14 protein-coding genes are annotated in these 18,475 nt (G+C 52.7%); 9 read left to right on the top strand and 5 right to left on the bottom strand.

The features are described 5' to 3' along the window. The first annotated feature begins 122 nt into the window (after nucleotides 1-122). The 3 genes from BLT01_RS10275 to helD all read left to right on the top strand — a co-directional run bounded on the left by BLT01_RS10275 (nucleotide 123) and on the right by helD (nucleotide 3,306). Nucleotides 123-647 (top strand): GNAT family N-acetyltransferase, encoded by a 525-nt coding sequence (locus BLT01_RS10275; RefSeq protein WP_092097602.1) that lies wholly within the window; start codon nucleotides 123-125, stop codon nucleotides 645-647. Further along, nucleotides 644-937, top strand: a complete 294-nt coding sequence (locus BLT01_RS10270; RefSeq protein WP_092097601.1) for a DUF2087 domain-containing protein — start codon at nucleotides 644-646, stop codon at nucleotides 935-937. The genes BLT01_RS10275 and BLT01_RS10270 overlap by 4 nt, the downstream gene beginning before the upstream one ends. 107 nt (nucleotides 938-1,044) lie before the next feature. After that, entirely contained in the window at nucleotides 1,045-3,306 is a 2,262-nt protein-coding gene (gene helD, locus BLT01_RS10265) for an RNA polymerase recycling motor HelD (RefSeq protein ID WP_092097600.1), read from the top strand. Here helD and BLT01_RS10260 read toward each other — a convergent pair. Next, a complete protein-coding gene (locus BLT01_RS10260) occupies nucleotides 3,274-3,576 on the bottom strand; it encodes a DUF5658 family protein (protein WP_092097599.1) in 303 nt (100 codons plus the stop codon). The genes helD and BLT01_RS10260 overlap by 33 nt on opposite strands. A gap of 205 nt (nucleotides 3,577-3,781) precedes the next feature. On the opposite strand from BLT01_RS10260, the gene BLT01_RS10255 reads away from it, so the two are divergent. After that, nucleotides 3,782-4,648, top strand: a complete 867-nt coding sequence (locus BLT01_RS10255; RefSeq protein ID WP_092097598.1) for an endonuclease/exonuclease/phosphatase family protein — start codon at nucleotides 3,782-3,784, stop codon at nucleotides 4,646-4,648. 118 nt (nucleotides 4,649-4,766) lie between these two features. Beyond that, the gene (locus tag BLT01_RS10250; RefSeq protein WP_092097597.1) at nucleotides 4,767-5,348 is read left to right on the top strand and encodes a histidine phosphatase family protein; all 582 of its coding nucleotides are present in this window, start codon (nucleotides 4,767-4,769) and stop codon (nucleotides 5,346-5,348) included. A 38-nt stretch (nucleotides 5,349-5,386) separates the two neighbouring features. Here the strand turns inward: BLT01_RS10250 and BLT01_RS10245 are convergent, their stop codons facing one another. Continuing rightward, nucleotides 5,387-5,887, bottom strand: a complete 501-nt coding sequence (locus tag BLT01_RS10245; protein ID WP_092097596.1) for a metallophosphoesterase family protein — start codon at nucleotides 5,885-5,887, stop codon at nucleotides 5,387-5,389. After that, on the bottom strand, nucleotides 5,884-7,941 hold the full coding sequence (locus BLT01_RS10240) for a thioredoxin domain-containing protein (RefSeq protein ID WP_092097595.1): 2,058 nt from the start codon (nucleotides 7,939-7,941) through the stop codon (nucleotides 5,884-5,886). Before BLT01_RS10240 ends, BLT01_RS10245 begins: the two co-directional genes overlap by 4 nt. Before the next feature lie 170 nt (nucleotides 7,942-8,111). On the opposite strand from BLT01_RS10240, the gene BLT01_RS10235 reads away from it, so the two are divergent. From BLT01_RS10235 to BLT01_RS10225, 3 genes are all read left to right on the top strand, one after another. Beyond that, nucleotides 8,112-10,697 carry a cation-translocating P-type ATPase gene (locus BLT01_RS10235; protein WP_092097594.1) on the top strand — a complete coding sequence of 862 codons (2,586 nt, stop codon included), beginning with the start codon at nucleotides 8,112-8,114 and terminating at the stop codon, nucleotides 10,695-10,697. 128 nt (nucleotides 10,698-10,825) lie between these two features. Then, on the top strand, nucleotides 10,826-11,575 hold the full coding sequence (locus BLT01_RS10230) for a MerR family transcriptional regulator (RefSeq protein ID WP_092097593.1): 750 nt from the start codon (nucleotides 10,826-10,828) through the stop codon (nucleotides 11,573-11,575). A gap of 272 nt (nucleotides 11,576-11,847) precedes the next feature. Further along, nucleotides 11,848-13,368, top strand: a complete 1,521-nt coding sequence (locus BLT01_RS10225) for an APC family permease (protein ID WP_092097592.1) — start codon at nucleotides 11,848-11,850, stop codon at nucleotides 13,366-13,368. 45 nt (nucleotides 13,369-13,413) lie between these two features. Here the strand turns inward: BLT01_RS10225 and BLT01_RS10220 are convergent, their stop codons facing one another. Both BLT01_RS10220 and pepF read right to left on the bottom strand, forming a co-directional pair. Continuing rightward, nucleotides 13,414-14,697 carry an NCS2 family permease gene (locus tag BLT01_RS10220; protein ID WP_092097591.1) on the bottom strand — a complete coding sequence of 428 codons (1,284 nt, stop codon included), beginning with the start codon at nucleotides 14,695-14,697 and terminating at the stop codon, nucleotides 13,414-13,416. A gap of 139 nt (nucleotides 14,698-14,836) precedes the next feature. Continuing rightward, nucleotides 14,837-16,651 (bottom strand): oligoendopeptidase F, encoded by a 1,815-nt coding sequence (pepF, locus tag BLT01_RS10215; RefSeq protein ID WP_092097590.1) that lies wholly within the window; start codon nucleotides 16,649-16,651, stop codon nucleotides 14,837-14,839. Nucleotides 16,652-16,810: 159 nt separating this feature from the next. Between pepF and BLT01_RS10210 the strand changes: the two genes are divergently transcribed. Further along, nucleotides 16,811-18,058 (top strand): cytochrome P450, encoded by a 1,248-nt coding sequence (locus BLT01_RS10210; RefSeq protein WP_176765119.1) that lies wholly within the window; start codon nucleotides 16,811-16,813, stop codon nucleotides 18,056-18,058. The last annotated feature ends 417 nt before the right edge of the window (nucleotides 18,059-18,475 follow it).

The raw sequence follows: 18,475 nt of genomic DNA, 5'->3' as shown, positions 1-18,475 counted from the left end.
GAAATGTGAGTTGCAGCCTGCCCGGTATTCCGGGCAGGCATTTTTCATGTTGCGGCACGGGCGGTAAACTGACAACATGGAACCAGGAAGATCAAAATGGAACCGCAAAAGGGAGTGACGGGATGATTGTCAGACGAGCTGAAGCAGGCGATGAGAGGGGAATGGCTGCAGTTCATGTGGAAAGCTGGAAGACCACCTATCGGGGGATTGTTTCTGATAAATACCTGGAATCGCTGAAGATAGAGGAGCGGGAGGAGAGCTGGAAGAAAGGGATTTTTCACACCAAGGCATTTGTTGCTGAAAAGGAGCGGGGCATTGTCGGTTTTGCCAATGGCGGACGGGAACGGTCCGGCAACTATCCGGGATATGACGGGGAACTGTATGCCATTTACCTTCTAAAGGAATGCCAGGGGCAGGGGGCCGGCCATGAGCTCGTCAGGCAGGTTGCCATTGCCCTGAATCATATGGGATTCGGAGCAATGCTCGTTCGCGTACTCCGGAATAATCCATCACGCTATTTTTATGAAGCTTTGGGCGGCATCCGGATCGGAACAGAGCGTATAGAAATTGGCGGTGACCTGCTTGAGGAATGGGTCTATGGATGGCCTGATCTGAATGTTCTTGATGATGAGGGAGGAGAAAAATGACTTTTAACGTTTCAGATAAAGAACGTGAACAGGCATTGAAAAACTTGTTCAGGCAGGGGCCGGACGGACCGCTGGATGTATTTCCTTCGAAAGAGAAGAGGAAATTCATCGTGGCCGAGCACCTGGCAAACCGCTTTGAAATAGGAAAAACCTACAGTGAACAGGAAGTGAATGAAATCCTGAAACGTGCGCATCCGGACTTTGCGACAATCCGCAGGTTTTTTGTTGATAATAGGTTGATGGAGCGGTCGGACGATGGCAGGGTGTACAAGAGGACAGAACAGCGGTGAATCCGGGGCCCGTCGGTTCCGTGTAAGCTGTACTTGAAGCGGCCTGATCAGAGTGGTACAATGCTGTCCTGTTTTCTGCAAAGACAAAGGGTGTGAGGGGGAGTGCCATGGGGGCAAACAATCATCCGGATTATGCGGAGGAATTGGAACGGCTGGAATACACCAAGGAATATATGCAAAGGCTGCTCGGTGAAACTGAGCGGGAAGCGGCAAAATCAAGGGAGAATATCAGGCAGTCCATGGGAGACCTGGAGCACCTGGACTCCAGTCTCAGCTACATCAATATCCTGACAAATGCCCGTTTCTTCGAGATGGCTGCAGGAAGAAAGGAAGAGCTGGAAACCGTTCTGCAAAAGCCTTACTTTGCCAGAATTCATTTCAGAAAAGACGGAGAAGGGGCTGAACTGCTCTATATCGGAAAGACCTCGCTGTTCCATAGGGAAACCCAGGAACCGGTCATCGTGGACTGGCGCTCGCCTGTCGCGAACGTCTATTATGACGGCCGCATCGGAGAGGTCAACTACGAAGTGAACGGAGAAGAAAACCGGGGCCGACTGTATGCCAAGCGCCAGTACAAGATCGAAGGCGGCCAGCTTATGGATATCCGGGATGTCGACCTGACGACAAACGACGAACTTCTTCAAGAGGCACTGTCCGGAAAAGCGGACGTCCGGCTGACGGAAATCGTTTCAACCATCCAGAAAGAGCAAAATGAAATCATCCGCGCCAACCTGAAGCGGCCGATCATCGTTCAGGGAGCGGCAGGCAGCGGAAAAACGACGATTGCGCTTCACCGCATCTCCTATTTTCTTTATACGATGGGCGGGAACTTTGCTCCGGAGAAACTGATGATCCTGGCGCCGAGTGAATTGTTCGTCGGCTATATTTCGGAAGTCCTGCCTGAGCTCGGCGTCGATAAGATCAGGCAGACCACTTTTGAAGCATTCGTACTCGGTGCGACCGGCCTGAAGCTGAGAATGGAGGATTCGAACAGGAGACTGGAGCAGCTTGCAACGGGAAGCGAAGTGGACGAGGCAACCCTTCTTCTCTCGCGGCTGAAAGGGTCACTTGCCTTTCGTGATGCCCTTGACAGGTACGTCGCCCAAATCGAGAAAGAAACAGCCGGCCTGTTTGAAGATGTGTATATCGAGAAGTTTCGGATTATCAAAAAAGAGCGGCTCAGGCGGCTTTTCCTCAAGGAATTCAGCTACCTGCCACTGCAGAAACGCCTGGACCGGATAGCAGGCATTCTCAAGACAGAGACGGCAAGAAAGCGGAAAGAAATCCTGTCCGTGCTGACTTCCCGCTACGAGCAGGCGCTGGACAAGGCGTTATTCGGCATCCGGGATGACCGGCGCCGGCGTGAACAGACCACCCGTCTGATCGATGAACGGGATATCCGGCTTCCCACTATTGAGCGGGAGGGAAAGAAGACGGCGGCAGCCTATATGATGCGCTTTCCTGCATACAATATCAAAAAGCTGTACCGCAGTTGGTGTACGGATAAAGGGCTCATCCAGCAAACCGCCTTTGCTTGGACGGAAGCTGAAAAGCAGGCGTTTTTACGGAAGGCAGGGATAGAAAGGTGGGAAACCGAAGATCTTGCGGCACTGCTTTATCTGCAAGCCCGACTGATAGGAATTTCAGATCAATGGAAGTTCCGCGCGGTGTTTATCGATGAAGCACAGGACTATAGCACGTTCCAGCTGGCTGTTCTCCGCGATGCACTGGATACCGACATGTTCACCATTGTAGGGGATCTGGCCCAGGGAATCCATTCATACCGGTCGATCAGTGACTGGGATGGGGTTCGGAACCTGTTTCCGCGGGCAGCCTTCCGGACACTCCAGAAAAGCTACCGGACGACCGCGGAAATCATGGAAGCAGCAAACAACGTGCTGGGACGTTTTGCTGATGAGCTTCCGCTCGTCGAACCGGTTGTCCGGCATGGACCGGACCCTGAAGTACACCGGGCGGAAAGGTTCAATCCCGGTGAGGTATATAAACTTTACGGGGCGATCCGGGCCAAAGGCCACCGGTCGGTCGCTTTGATCACGAAGACATTGCGGGAGGCCGAGAAGATGGTTGACGGATTCTCTGGTTTGGATCATGACGCGATGCTGATAGATCAAGGATCCGTACCGGAGTCCGGACGGCTGCTTGTGATTCCTGTCCATCTCGCAAAGGGGCTCGAGTTTGATGCGGTGATGATTGCGGCATTCGATGATCCGTTCAGAGATTTTGAATTGGATCGGAAGCTCCTGTACGTGGCGATGACCAGGCCGATGCATGAACTGCATCTGATCGGTGATTTCAGCTTGTTTCTGGGCTGCTGCTCAGATCAGGAAGATCCAGGCTGCATGCAATAAGAAGACGGTGACATAAACGGTGAGGGCCGCATTCATTAGAACCCGGATTGGCCCCGATTCGCCGATCACATGGGACAGGGCGACCAGGATTGCGGGAAGGGACAGCTTCACCGCAAAGAAATAGGCAGGCTCCCGTTCCAAAATGGCGCTCATGATGGGATTGGCCTCCCGGATATATCCGCCTTCAATTCCGGTGAGCGTCAGATAAGTGTCAGCCGCGGAAAGAAGCAGCAGGAGAATGGATGGATGCTTGAGAGAATCGGTTTTCATTGCCCGGCCACCTTTTTCGTTTAAGTTCATCCTGCCCTCAGCGCGTTTGTTTCACACCCGGATCATCCGGAAGACCGGACACGGCCAGACCAACTTTACAAACTTTAACACGGCTCTTACACTCTCATAACGTTGTGTGGCTAAAGTAAGTAGGGAACAGCCAGCAATTTTCCCGGTCAGAGAAACCACGCAAAGGAGAGATTTCATGACAGGAAAACCGGCAATGTCGATGGGTGAGCGGATGGCAGTGAAAGAAGCGCGTACTGTAAGTGCGGTGAGCATTATGTCCTACAATATAGCCCATGGCCGGGGCATGGACGGCAAGGTCGATCTGGAACGGATCGCCAGGGTGATTGAATCAGCCGGAGCCGACATCATCGCCCTTCAGGAAGTGGACAGCCATTATTCCGGCCGGAGCGGCTATGAAGACCAGGCCGCACGCCTTGCCGCCATGCTGGACATGTCCTACAGCTACGGGCCGAATCTGGTCAAGCCGCCGCTTACCCCCCGACAGCCGGCCAGGAAATTCGGCAATGCGGTACTCAGCCGTTTTCCGATTAACTATGCAATCAACCATCCTTACCGGGATATTGAGAAACCTCCGGACGATGCGGAACCGAGAGGGGTCCTGGAAACGGTCATTGAAATCGGCGGAACTTATCTCAGTTTGTTCAATACCCATCTGTCGTTGGATGAGGAAGGTATTCGGTCAAATATCCTGGACCTGATTGAAATTGCGGAAAATACGATTTTCCCGGCAGTGATTGCAGGAGATTTTAATGCGGTTCCGGATCATCCGGAGATTCAAAAAGTCCGGTCGCGGTTTTTGGATGCATTCGCTGGTGTCGGCCCCCGGGAGTCGCTTACTTTTCCGAGCCGTTATCGAGATGAGGACGGGATCGGCACCACAGAGCCCGCAGCCAGGATAGACTACCTTTTCTCCAAGGGAGCGGTGGAGATCCGCAATGCGCGTGTCATCGAAACGAGTGCATCCGATCACATGCCGATTGAGGCGGAATTTGTCATTCCCGCAACAGCGCAGGAAAGGCTGCATGCGCAGATGATAGGTTAAAGAGTATCCTTAACAAAGGCCGCATCATGCGGTCTTTTTATTTCGCGGGAAGGATTCTGCTTCTTCCGGTCGAAACATAAATAGAGAACGGCCCGTGAGCGGGCGGGGGAGGGATTGTATGAAACGGATCGGATTTGTCCGCCACGGTGTGACTGCGTGGAACAAAGAACGGATATGGCAGGGGCATTCGGATATCCCGCTTGATCCGGAAGGCATTGCTGAAGCAGAAAAAGCGGCGGTCCGACTGGCGGGCGAAAACTGGGAGATCATCTATGCCAGTCCGCTGAAGCGCGCGCTCAGGACAGCAGAAATCATCAGGGAAGCAAATCCCGGCATCCCGCTTGTTGCTGATGAGCGACTGATGGAAGTGTACGGCGGTCAGCTGGAAGGGACGACAGAACAGAATCGCATCGAGAAATGGGGCGCTGAATGGCGGTCTCTGCTGCCTTCGCTCGGAATAGAGCCCGATGAAGACATGGTGGAACGCGGAGTGGCGCTTCTTGAGGAAATCAGGCAGCGCCCTGAAAACAATGTGTTACTTGTTTCGCACGGTGGGTTTATCAGGCGGCTGCTTCAGGAGATCGTTCCCGATCAGGAACTGTCGGACCGAATCCTGAATACATCAGTGACGGTCGTGGAAATGCATGAAGACCGGAATCTGTGCACGCTCTATAACTGCACGAAGCACCTGAATGCCTAAAACACGTAAAGCCCGGAAGATGTTGAGTCTTCCGGGCTTTACATTTTGCTGGTGTAAAAAACATGCCGAAGGGAAAATCCGCTTTTCGTTGTCTCAAGGATGCCGAAGGAGTATTCCGGCTGCCGCCGCTTGTCTGTCGGAGAGCCTGGATTGAACAGGACGATTTCACCATGCTTTCCGTGATAGGGGATATGGGAATGGCCGAACAAAATAATATCCGGCTGTTCGTCCCTGAACGTCTCCAATGCACGGAGGGGTGTCGTCTTGCCCTTTCCGTCACCGTGGACGAGGGAGACGGCAGTGCCGTCAAAATCAAAACATTTCTCTCTGCCGAACCGGTCTCTGATTTCTTGGGAATCTGCATTTCCGTAGACGCCGTCCACAGGAGCAAAGTTTTTTAGTTCGTTGTAAACCTCCATTGTCTGCCAATCGCCGGTATGGATGATCCTGTCTGCGGTCTTAAGCTCTGCGATGAGCATGGGAGGCAAGGCTTTGGCCATGCGAGGCATATGGGTGTCGCCCAAGATGACACTTTTCATGGAGCCGCGTTCAGACCCAGTGCGACCTTGATTTCTCCAGGACCATGGACAGGGGCATGGCACACGTTATTTTCGCAGACAAAAGCGGTCAGCGGGTGGCTGTTGTCCGTTTTGCCTGATGTCAGGCCGGAAAGCGGGCCGCGGCCATCCGAAGGTTCTGTCCAGACATCAAACGGCAGGAAAGTTTCCCGGAACTGACAGAGCAGTTCCGCGCGGTCATCCGGCCGGCTTCCGGTCACAACAATTTCACGCCCGCCGGATTCGAACGCCATTCGCGCCATCAGGAGGCTGAGCGTGCCGTTCGGATATTGGCCCGCTTCTCCCGCGAATTCCGCCATGATTTCTTCCGCCCGCCGGATCCATCGGTCGTCTGCCGTCAGCTTGCCGAGCCTCCATAATTGCATGGCCGCAATGCCATTGCCTGAAGGCAATGCACCGTCTAGTATATCTTTGTTTCTAGTAAGAAGGGATTCACCTTCCCGGTCGGTAAAGAAGAATGCTCCCGGACCGCCTGCAAAACGGTCTTCCAGAATGCCTGCAAGGCGCACGGCTTCCTCCGCAAACCGGTCATCCCCTGTTGCCTGGTGCAGCTCAAGCTGCCCCCAGATCAGGTAAGCATAGTCATCCAGATAAGCATGGAACCGGGCTTCCCCTTCGCGCCATCTGGCGAAAAGGTGGTCGCCGGCATCCAGGTTTCCGGTTATGAAATCGGCTGCCCGCTTTGCGGTCTCGATCATGCCGGAATCGGAAAATGCAGCACCTGCTTTGGCGAGGGCCGCGATCATCAGGCCGTTCCAAGAAGTGAGGACTTTATCATCCAGATGCGGATAGACCCTCGCTTCCCGGTAAGCCAGCATCTTCGGAAGGGCTTCGTCCAGGATGCGATCCATTTCTTCTTCAGAGATGCCGAATTCCCCGGTGACGGCGTCTATATCAAGGCCGACCATGTTCGGTATGCTTTTGCCCTCAAAATTACCGCCCGGCGTGATGTCATATACCGCACAGACGATTTCGGCTTCGTTTTCATCCAATACGGCGTAAACTTCCTCTTCCGTCCACAGGTAATAGGTGCCTTCCGCACCCTCGCTGTCAGCATCCAGCGCAGAGTAGAAACCTCCCTCCGGATGGGTCATTTCACGTCTGATGAACCGGAACAAATCTTTTACGATTCCGGAATAGCGGGCGTCTCCGGAAATCTGGAAAGCTTCCGTATACGCCAGCATGAGCATCGCCTGATCGTACAGCATTTTCTCGAAATGGGGGACGAGCCAGTGTTCATCGACAGAATAACGGGCAAAGCCCGAGCCGATCTGATCATAGATTCCGCCTGAAGCCATCGCATCCAGCGTCCGGTCCGCCATCTCGAAGGCCAGCGGCTCACCATGCCATTTGTAATACCGGAACAGGTAAAGCAACTGATGGGGCGAAGGGAATTTCGGAGCGCCGCCGAATCCTCCGTAGACACCATCATACAGTCTCGCGAGCTGGCCGAACGCCTGGTGGAGGGTAGAGGACGGAATTTCCCCGTTGCCGGGTTCTGCCCTGACTTCGAGCGCCTCCTTCATCCGGTTACCGATCTCTTTGATCCGCTGCGGATCATTCGTATAAACGTCATGCAGTTGCGGGAGGACGTCCATCATGCCCGGACGTCCGTACTTGCCCGTTTTCGGGAAGTAGGTGCCGACATAGAAAGGCTTCTGGTCGGGGGTGAGAAAGGCGTTCAGCGGCCATCCGCCCTGGCCGGTCAGCTTCATGCAGGCATCCATATAGATGGCGTCGATGTCCGGCCTTTCCTCACGGTCAACTTTGACAGGGATGAAGTATCGGTTGATCAGTTCCGCGACTTCCTCGTCTTCGAACGATTCATGGGCCATTACATGGCACCAATGGCAGGTGGAATAGCCGATTGAAACGAAGACCGGTTTGTTTTCTTCCTTCGCTCTCCGGAAAGCTTCTTCCCCCCATGGATACCAGTCGACCGGGTTATGGGCATGCTGAAGAAGATAGGGGGATTTCTCGTGGATTAACCGGTTTGTATGTTCATAGTCGCTCATGTTCCCACTCCTTCCTGGTACAAGTATAGCCTCTTATGGGCCCGGGAAAAACCGATGCCCCGGAATGCAGGCAGAAACCGCATGGACCAGACATGTCCCGCATACCTTCATCATGTAGAAGAACTTGTCCGCCGCATGAGATATAGCATAAATGATGGAGGGATCACTGCATGAATGTCATGCTGAAACCGGTCAGGCCCAACTTGGACGAGCCTCAAGCGATCGGGCAGGGATTATCAGATGAAGAGGTCACGATCAGACGGAAAAAAGAAGGATTCAACGAATTGCAGGAGGAAAAGCGCAAAGGTGCCGGCGCTGTATTCATTGATCAGTTCAAGGATTTCCTGGTCATCATCCTGAATATTGCGGCGGTCATCTCCGCGTTTCTGGGGGAAGTCGAAAGCTCGATTGTCATTCTGACCGTGGTGTTGCTGAACGCGGCGCTCGGTACGGTCCAGCATGTCAAAGCGGAAAAATCATTAAGCAGTCTGAAGGCACTGGCGGCTCCCACTGCAACTGTTTGGAGGAATGGCCAAGTCGTCCAGATTCCATCACGGGAAGTCGTTACAGGGGATATCCTGGTCATCAATGCCGGGGACTATATCTGTGCGGACGCCCGCATTTTGGAGAGCCATAGCCTCCAAGTGAATGAAAGCTCATTAACCGGCGAATCACTGCCGGCAGAAAAAAACGAGAAGTTCATATCAGCAGACGATATCGCACTGGGTGACAGGAAAGACATGGTCTTCTCGGGCAGTTTTGTCACAGGAGGCAGGGGAAAAGCAGTTGTGACGGCAATCGGCATGGACACCGAAATCGGAAAAATTGCAGATTTGCTTGAACACGCAAAGGAGAAAAGCACGCCTCTTCAGGAAAGGCTGGATCAATTCGGGAAAGTGCTGGCCATCGGAATCACCGTCATCTGCCTGATTGTTTTCGGGTTGGATGTGGTCCGCGGACGCGAATTGACAGATTCATTCATGTTTGCCGTTTCCCTCGCTGTTGCCGCCATTCCTGAGGCACTGGGCTCAATTGTGACAATCGTCCTTGCTTTCGGGACACAGAAGATGGCAAAGGAAAATGCCATCATCCGGAAATTGCATGCGGTAGAAACCTTGGGTAATATTTCTGTCATTTGTTCAGATAAAACCGGAACGCTCACCCAGAATAAAATGACGGTTCAGAAGTTCTACGCAGATGGAAAGGTTTTTGGCCATGATCAATTGCAGCCGGGCAACCAACACCATGAAAAGCTGCTGCGCATGGGCCTTCTGTGCAACGATGCCATGACGGCAGGCGGACAGGAAATCGGAGACCCGACAGAAATTGCTCTCGTCAACATCGGAAAACAATATGGGCTTGACGAACTTGCGGAGAGGGAGCGGAATCAGCGTATTGGAGAGATTCCATTTGATTCGCGCAGGAAATTCATGTCGACGATCCACCGCATCGGCCATAAGCAGGTGATGATCACCAAAGGCGCAATGGACGTGCTGATTCCAAGAATCAGCAGCATAGAGACGGCAAGCGGCATCCGGACCCTCACCCTTCAGCAGATCGAATCCATCAGACAGGCCGGCCATGCATTTGCGGACGGTGGCCTGCGTGTCCTTGCACTTGCCTATAAAGAAATTGTTCCAACCATACCGGGCATGGCGCAAGAAGAGGGACTGACATTCCTGGGGCTGATCGCCATGATGGATCCCCCGAGGGAAGAAACGGAGCAGGCGGTGGCCGATTGTGTCCGTGCCGGCATCAGACCTGTCATGATTACGGGCGACCATAAAATCACAGCCATTGCCATTGCCGGGCAAATCGGGATTTTGACCGATCCTTCCGAGGCGGTTGAAGGAAAAGACATTGAGAAACTGGCCGATGAAGAATTAAGGAATCGGATCGAACAGTTTTCCGTTTATGCACGGGTCTCTCCCGAACATAAAATCAGGATTGTCCGGGCTTGGCAGGAAAAAGGAAACGTCGTCGCCATGACCGGCGACGGTGTCAATGACGCCCCGGCCCTGAAACAGGCGGATATCGGGGTTGCCATGGGGATGGCGGGCACAGAAGTGGCCAAGGATGCTTCATCCATGGTTCTGACTGATGATCATTTTTCAACCATTGTGAAAGCCGTGTCCAATGGGCGGAGCATGTATCACAACATCAAAAACGCCATTCAGTTTTTATTATCCGGTAACGCGGGAGCGATTTTCGTTGTGATATATGCTTCCCTTCTCGCCCTTCCGGTCCCTTTTCTGCCGGCTCACCTGCTGTTCATCAACCTTTTGACGGACAGCTTGCCGGCCATTGCCATCGGACTGGAACCGCACAGCAAAAAAGTGATGAAAGAAAAACCTAGAGACAAGGATGAAGGCTTGTTCAGCAAGCGGGATATCGGGCAAATCACCTTGGAAGGCCTGCTGATTGCCTCTGTCACCATCATCGCTTTCCGGTATGGGCTGTCTGCGGAAAATCCCGCTGTAGCCACCACGATGGCATTTGCAACGCTGTGCCTGGCAAGACTGCTTCATGGTTTCAACTGCCGCTCAAAAGAGTCTATATTCAGGATCGGCCTATTTTCCAATATTGCCTGCTGGATTGCTTTTCTGATCGGCGTGATCTTGCTGAATCTTGTGCTGACGTTCGGCCTGTTTAATGCGGCTGCGCTGGACAAGGAACAGTTGTCTATAATCTATGGGCTGGCATTTGTGCCTTTCGTCATCATCCAGACCGGTAAATTGATTTTCGTGAAATCGTAACAGCCACCACCCCGAACTTGCTCCGCTCCCAACGGATGCGAGTTCAGATTTTTAGTTGGAATAAAATGTTGACCCTGACGCTGCGTCAGACTTTATACTGGATTCATAAGTTGAAGGAGGAGGTCGGGATGCTTCGAAAAGTAAGTGAAGTCGCAGAGCTGACCGGTGTCAGTGTCCGGACGCTGCATCATTATGACCGGATCGGGCTTTTATCGCCGGAACATGTCACGGAAGCAGGGTACCGGCAGTACTCCGAACAGGAATTGGAAAGGCTTCAGCAGATCCTGTTTTTCAGGGAACTGGGTTTCCGGCTAAAGCACATCGGCGAAATTTTGGAAAGCCCGGACTTCGACAGGCTGGAAGCCCTGGAGTTGCAACGGGAAGCCCTGCTGGAGAAACGGGCAAGACTGGACCGGATGATCCGGACTCTTGAAAACACCATCCAAGATGTGAAAGGAGAAATCGAATTGACAGATAAGGAGAAGTTCGAAGGGTTTGACTTCTCGAACAATCCGTACGAGGACGAAGCCCGCAAGCGTTGGGGAAATGAGGCGGTCGACCGCTCCAATCAGGCATTGGCCAACATGCTGCCGGAAGGGCAGAAGCGGCTTGGCGAACAGATGGAGGCGCTGTTCCGGAAACTCGCTGCCATGAGGCATCAAGACCCGGCAACGGAAGAGGTCCAGCGGGCCATCGGTGAATGGCATGCATTCTTGAACGGTATGGGTTATGCGTATTCGCCGGAAGCCTTCAAGGGGCTTGGACAATTGTATGTCCAAGATGAGCGGTTTACCCGGAACATGGACCAATTCGGCGACGGATTTGCCCGGTTCATGGCTGCTGCCATGGGAATCCGCGCCGACCGGCTGCAGGCATGAGGCTTCGGTCCGTATGCAAAACCGCTCATCCATAGTTCAACAGCACACCTGCCCATGAGGCTTTCCGGAACACTTTTTCCGGAAAGCCTTTTAAAATCAAGCCATTGAGACTTTTGTTCCGGCGGCATCATGAACTTATCAATCACTCTCGGCTTTCTCTGGAAGTACACCATACGTTTGGGCGTACCCCGCTCCGCCGTTTTACGATCTTATTGGTTTTTACTATTTTGAGATAGGGAATAAGGGGGGTAAATCTGAAGGGAGAGAATCCTATGCAACAAACAGAGAATACAGCTTCCAAGAAGGAACGTCCCCGAAGGCGCAAGCTGGAAAAGTCCCTAAAACCGTCATGGGTTTTTGCCATCGCACTCGGATCATCGGTCGGATGGGGCGCGTTTATCCTCCCCGGGGACTGGATCAGGGAAGCAGGGCCGGCCGGGGCAATGATTGGCTTATTTATCGGAGCGCTGGTCATGATGGTGATAGCCTCGAGCTATGGGGTCATGATCAAAGAACACCCGGTATCCGGAGGTGGCTTTACATATGCATACTTGGCAGCCGGGAAAAGATGGGCGTTTTTATGCGGATGGTTCCTGACACTTGGCTACCTGTCGATTGTCGCTTTGAACGCATCCGCGTTTACCTTGCTATTAAAGTATCTGATGCCGGGATTCATGAAACAGGGTTATCTTTATTCAATAGCAGGCTGGGATATTTATGCACCTGAAATTGCAATTTCTTCAATCTTGCTCATCCTGTTTGCATTTGTAAATTCGACCGGTACAAATGTATCGGGTCGTCTGCAGTTCTGGTTCAGCCTATTCCTCGTCGCAGGGGTGTTTATTCTCGGGACACTGACATTTGGAATCGCAGACGAGCCTTTGGCCAACATGGGACGGATGTTCAGCGGAGAGATTTCGCCGATTGCAGCGGTACTGACCATTTTGGCGATTGCTCCCTGGGCTTATGTCGGATTTGACAATGTTCCTCAGGCTGCGGAGGAATTTGACTTTTCACCGAAAAAGGCGACGTTCCTGATTGTGGCTTCATTACTGGCTTCATTCTCCATTTATGCGGTCATGATCGGGGTGACTTCCTGGACCTTCCCGGGTAATGGGGGGACCGGAGGAGAACTCTGGGCGACCGGCAGCATTGTATCCAATGCCCTCGGTAAGGCAGGTCTATTCGTGATGGCCGTAGCCATCGTCATGGGAATCTTCACAGGACTCAACGGATTTTATATGTCATCGAGCCGCCTGATCTTCTCAATGGCCCGGGCCCGGGCGCTGCCGGCGATTTTCCGGAAAACCTCCAAACAGAGCGGCATCCCGGTTGCCGGTATCTGGTTTGTCACCTTGCTGACGCTGCCGATGATGTGGTTTGGACGGCCGGCGTTGTCCTGGATTGTGGACATGTCTTCGACAGGGGTCTCGATCGGTTACTTCTTTGCATGTCTCGCAGCGTACAAGGTACTGGCGAAAAAGAAACGGGAAGGACGCGGAGCGGAGCCGGTTAAGCAGGCACTGTCAGTGATGGGAATGGCGGCAAGCCTCGGCTTTCTTGCCCTCCTCCTGATCCCGGGCGCCCCCGGGTCGCTGACTTTGCCATCCTATCTGCTGTTTGGCGGATGGGCGGTGACAGGCCTGATCTTCTACAGCCTGATGAAAAAAACATATTTATCGTTATCAAAAGAAGAAACGGATTACTACATGCTTGGCCGCGAGCCTGCCGCAGCAGAGGAAACCGTAAGGAAAAGGATCAGAGTCAAAAGGCCTGTCGGGAAAACCGTATAAAGAAAAAGGCTTTTCGGAGTTTTACCGCTCCGAAAAGCCTTTTTATCAAATCAGATACACTGCGAAATTCAAGATGAAGAGGACTGCAATCACGTATAGCGGCTTGGCGACTTCCCGGGCCCGTCCGCTTGCCATCTTCAATAGCGGATAGAGGATGAACCCTACGGCTACCCCATCGGCAATGCTCTGGGTAAACGGAATCATGGCGATCAGGAATATCGCGGGAAACGCCTCAGTCAGATCCGATGTCTCCAGGTCAGTGATATTCTGGACCATCAATCCTCCGATGATTAATAAAATCGGAGCAATGGCATTGTCAGGAATAAACTGGATGACCGGAATAAAGAAAATCGACAACAGGAACAAGATTCCTGCCGTCACCGTGCTGAGCCCGGTGCGTCCGCCCGCTGCAATGACAGCACCCGTTTCCGCGGTTGCGACCGGCGTACTCGAGCCGAGCAGTCCCGACAGCATCGCGGACAGCGAAGTCGCCTGTAGAGCCCGCTCCGCCTTTTCCGGACGGCCCGCGGCTGCGGTATGTGCCTGTACGAGGCCGATATTCTCAAAGACGGTCACCATCGTCAGGGAAAATGTCCCGACGATAAACGCCATGGACAGCACACTGTCAAACGACCATGCAGCAAACACATCACCGTATGAAGCAATTGAAATTTTCTCGTTCCCCGATGAGTCAGGCAAAATGCCGAACAGTGCCGCTATGCCGGTTCCTGCAATCATGGCCCAGAGAAAGTGCCCCATGATATTCCTCAGGAACAGGACGAGCGCGATAAGAAGCGTCAGGACCGTAGCGATCAGCTTCGGATCCGAGAGATCGCCCAGCGCAATCATGGAGCTGGTGCCACGGTCGATGATGCCGCCTTTCTCCAGGCCGATGAAAATCAGGAACAGCCCGATCCCGACCGTAATGGCCACCTTGAGAGACTGCGGAATCACCCGATTCAGGATGGCCCCCAGTTTCGAGAAGGCGACCGCCACGAACAAGACACCGGAAATGAACACAAGGGTCAATGCCGTCCGGTAATCCAGTCCCATCGAATGGACAAACGTATAAGTGAACATGACGTTGATGCCCATCCCGGGAACAAGGAGAATCGGCGCGTTGGCCCAGAAGCCCATGAGGAGGCAGCCGGCGAATGAAATCAGGATCGTGGCGATCATGGCGCCCTCCAGCGGCATCCCGGACTCGGCGAGGATGAACGAGTTGACCGCTATGATATAGGCGATCGTAAAGAAGCCGACCAGCCCGGCCATCACTTCCGTCCGGACCGTTGTCCCGTGTCCCTTCAAATCAAAAAAATCTTTTCTCATTGTGAAACCCTGCTATTCAATTATCCCTCTCCCTACCCGCTTCACTCCATAGGAGCAAGCCACAATTCTTTATTATACAGCGGATTCCAGAAAAATCAAAGAAGCCCTCCGCGATTGCGGAGGGGAAGGGAGTGGCCGATCAAGCTTTGGTGCTGGAAGCGACTTCTTTGGTCAGTTGCTCCAGCTCGTCGATCAGGCTTCCGATGTAGGCGATGGTGTCACGGAGCGGAGCATCCGTCGTGATATCGACACCCGCCATTTTTGCGAGTTCAACAGGTGATTTTGTGCCACCAGCACGCAGGACTTCCAGCCAGTCGTTCACAGCTGGCTCGCCTTCGTCAAGAATCCGCTTGGATACTTGCGTGGAGATCGTCAGCCCCGCACTGTAGGTGTACGGGTATAATCCCATGTAGTAATGCGGCTGGCGCATCCAAGTGAGTTCGGCGCCTTCTTCGATTGTTACCTCGTTGCCCCAGAACTTTTCGAGCACGCCGCGCTTCAGTTCATTCAGCACGCCTGCATTGACGCTCTGGCCGGCATCAATCCGCTCGTAGACTTTGCGCTGATAGGCGGCTTCCAGCAAGTGGGTGACAAAATTGTGGTAATACGTCCGCGCCACGATGGATGCAATGACCCAGCGCTTGAACCTCGGATCATCCGAGGTCTTGAGCAGGTGGTTGGCCATCAGCATCTCATTCATCGTCGAAGGTGCCTCGATAAAGTAAAGGGACGGCCGTGCATTAAAGACTCCCTGATGTTTGTGGGCGTTGTAGAAATGGCCTGCATGGCCGAGTTCATGTGCGAGGACAAATACATCCTCCATGCTGCCAGACCAGGAAATCAGGATATATGGGTGTACGCCGTACGGGCTGGAACAAAATGCGCCCGTTGATTTTCCTTTGTTCTGGGCGAAGTCGGTCCACCGTTCGTCATAGGATCGCTTCAGCATTTCCGAATAGTCATCGCCCATCACCGACAGGGCGTCAAAGATATACTTTTTGGATTCTTCGATCGTAATTTTCGGTTCGTACGACGGGTCAAGCGGCACTTTCAAGTCCGCGAATGTCATCCTGTCAATCCCGTGAACATCCTGCAGAAGCTTGGCATACTTGCGCATGTGCGGCGCCAATTCATTCATGATGAGGTCGATCTGGCGATCGTACAGCTCCCGGTCCACTTCCTGGTTGAACAGCAGGTAATCGAAGACCGTGTCAAACCCGCGAAGGTCGGCGGTTGTCTTCTCTGTCTGGAGATGGATGTCATAGGTCTTCGCGGTCGTGTGCTGGTATTCGGCCAGCTTGTCATAAAACGCCTTGTAGGCAGCACGGCGTTTTTCCGTGTCCGGATCGGTCTCCCAAGTTCCTTCAAACAGATTGTAGCTGTTCGGGAACTGCTCTCCGCCTGCTTCAAAAGCAGGGAAGTTCATATCGACGAGTTTTGTCACATTATAAAGTTCATAAGGCGCATCAAAAACGGAAGAAAACGCGGCAAGCACTTTTTCCACTTCCGGATGAAGTTTATGAGGCTTGAACCGGAGAATATCTCTCAGGTAGATGCGGAAGTCCTCGGACTGTTCCATTGCTTTTTTCAGTTCCTCAACTGGTAGCTGAGATAGCTCGCTCTCAAAAAAGCTCATCTCGGCCGAACTTTTCGCCATGAGCGAGCTAAAAGCCGCTCCTCTCATCTGGTGATCGCTGTTTGCCTGGTCTTCGCTCTGCAAAAGGCTCACATAAGTACCGGCAGGAATGATCAATTCATAGATTGAGGCATACTCTTTGAGTGCTTCGAGAGCAGAAGCTGAATCTGTGATTTTACCCTGGAATTGTTCGGAAAACTCGCTAACTGCTTTACGAATCTCATCAAGCCTTGCTTCGTAATCGGATTCCGAAGCAAAAAGATCTTTCAGGTTCCATGTTTCTTCAAGCTTCACGTCTGAACGCGGAATTGCGGACAATGGTCGTTCCCCCTTAGTCTTACGGTAGTCGAATTAATTGTATAACATCCGGGCTTCCATTGAAAGTGGATTCTGAGCTTTCTGACATAATGGAGAAAGGTTATGCGGTTAGTTAATGAGGGAATAGAAAAAGAACTATGTGATAGAAGAGGTGTACTGATGACCAAACAGATACCGGAGATCAAGATGATCGACAACACGGTGAACGTAGTCACCGAAGGTTACAACTTTGTCGGAAAGCGCATGTCCCAAATGGATACCGACGTTTTTGAAGCGAGGATCCTGGGGAAGAAAATGATCGTGATGACCGGGCGTGATGCAGCAGAACTGTTTTACGACGAATCCAAGATCAAAAGGGAAGGCGCAATGCCGGCGCGGATCCAGAAAACCTTGTTCGGCGTAAACGGCATCCATACGAAAGATGGACAGAAGCATAAAATCCGGAAAGCGATGTTCATGTCGATGATGACAGAGGAGAGGCTGGCCCATCTCCGCACCATTCTCCAGGAAGAGTGGAAGCGCAAAGGACTGGAAATGCAACAGAAAAAACGGGCTGTGCTGTTTGATGAGGCGGAGGAACTGATTCTCAGAGCCTTGTGCCGGTGGACGGGTGTTCCGCTTACAGACGCAGAATCGTGGCGGCGTGCCTATGAAGTCGGCGTCATGATCGATGCGGCAGGCGGTATCGGGAAAAGATACCGTGAAGGAGAAAAGGTAAGGATCAAAACGGAAGGCTGGATTCAGGAAGTGATCGAAGCGGTACGGGACGGCAGGATGAAAGCCGAGGAAGGCACGCCTGTCCATACGGTCGCTTTCCATGAGGAAGAAGGGGAGCTGCTGGATGCCCATATGGCGGCCATCGAACTTCTGAACGTTATCCGGCCTGCGGTAGCTGTGGCCCGGTTTGTCGCATTTGCAGCACTTGCCCTGCATGACTTCCCGGAATGGAAAAACAAGCTATCCACCACGAAAGAACTGAATAACTTTGCCAATGAAGTGCGGCGGTTTTATCCATTCACGCCTTTTCTTCCGGCTGTTGTCAAAGAAGATTTTGAATGGAAAGGTTATCGGTTTAAAGAGGGCCGTCATGTGATTCTGGATGTACACGGCATCAACCGGGATCCGCGCATCTGGGAGAAGCCTGAGCTCTTCAACCCGGACCGGTTCCATGATTTCGTCGATGACCGCTTTAACTTCATCCCGCAGGGCGGCGGAGATCCGGAAACCGGACACCGGTGTCCGGGTGAGCCGATCGCGGTTATGATCATTGAAGAAAGCGTGCGGTACCTTGCAGAAAACTTATCCTATGATGTGCCGGAGCAGGACCTCACCATCAACATGGTCCGCATGCCGACCCTCCCGAAAGACCGCTTTATCCTGGACAACATCAAAGTGACGGAAAGGTAAGCCGTCCCAAGCCGCAATTTCATCGTCATCAGAAAGTGAAAAACGGATCCGGAAAACTCTTTCCGGATCCGTTTCAGACTGTAGACAAAGTGAGTATATTACTCCGTTGTCTGCAGTTTTTTTCTTTTCCATAAAATCCTCCGGATTTCCGCTGCGGGCCCTCGCTTACCGCGGGCGTTGCCTTAGCCTCCTCGAGCTTCGCTCTGCGGGGTCTTCGGCTAACGCTTTTCCCGCAGGTGTCTCGGGCCCTCCGCTTCAATCCGCCATATGGCTTATTGAGGCAAACCGTACCTGTTTATATAATCGAATGAACAGACTACAAAACGGGTGATGAATATGCTGTCGAAATCGAATGGAACCAATCGCGATCAACTGGAAATGATCTCACTTGATGAAATGGTCCCGGAGGACCATCTG

This window comes from Bhargavaea beijingensis (assembly GCF_900101985.1).
Classification (GTDB): Bacteria; Bacillota; Bacilli; order Bacillales_A; family Planococcaceae; genus Bhargavaea; species Bhargavaea beijingensis.
The sequence above is the reverse complement of the archived record's forward strand: the minus strand, read 5'-3'. Positions and strand labels throughout refer to the sequence as shown.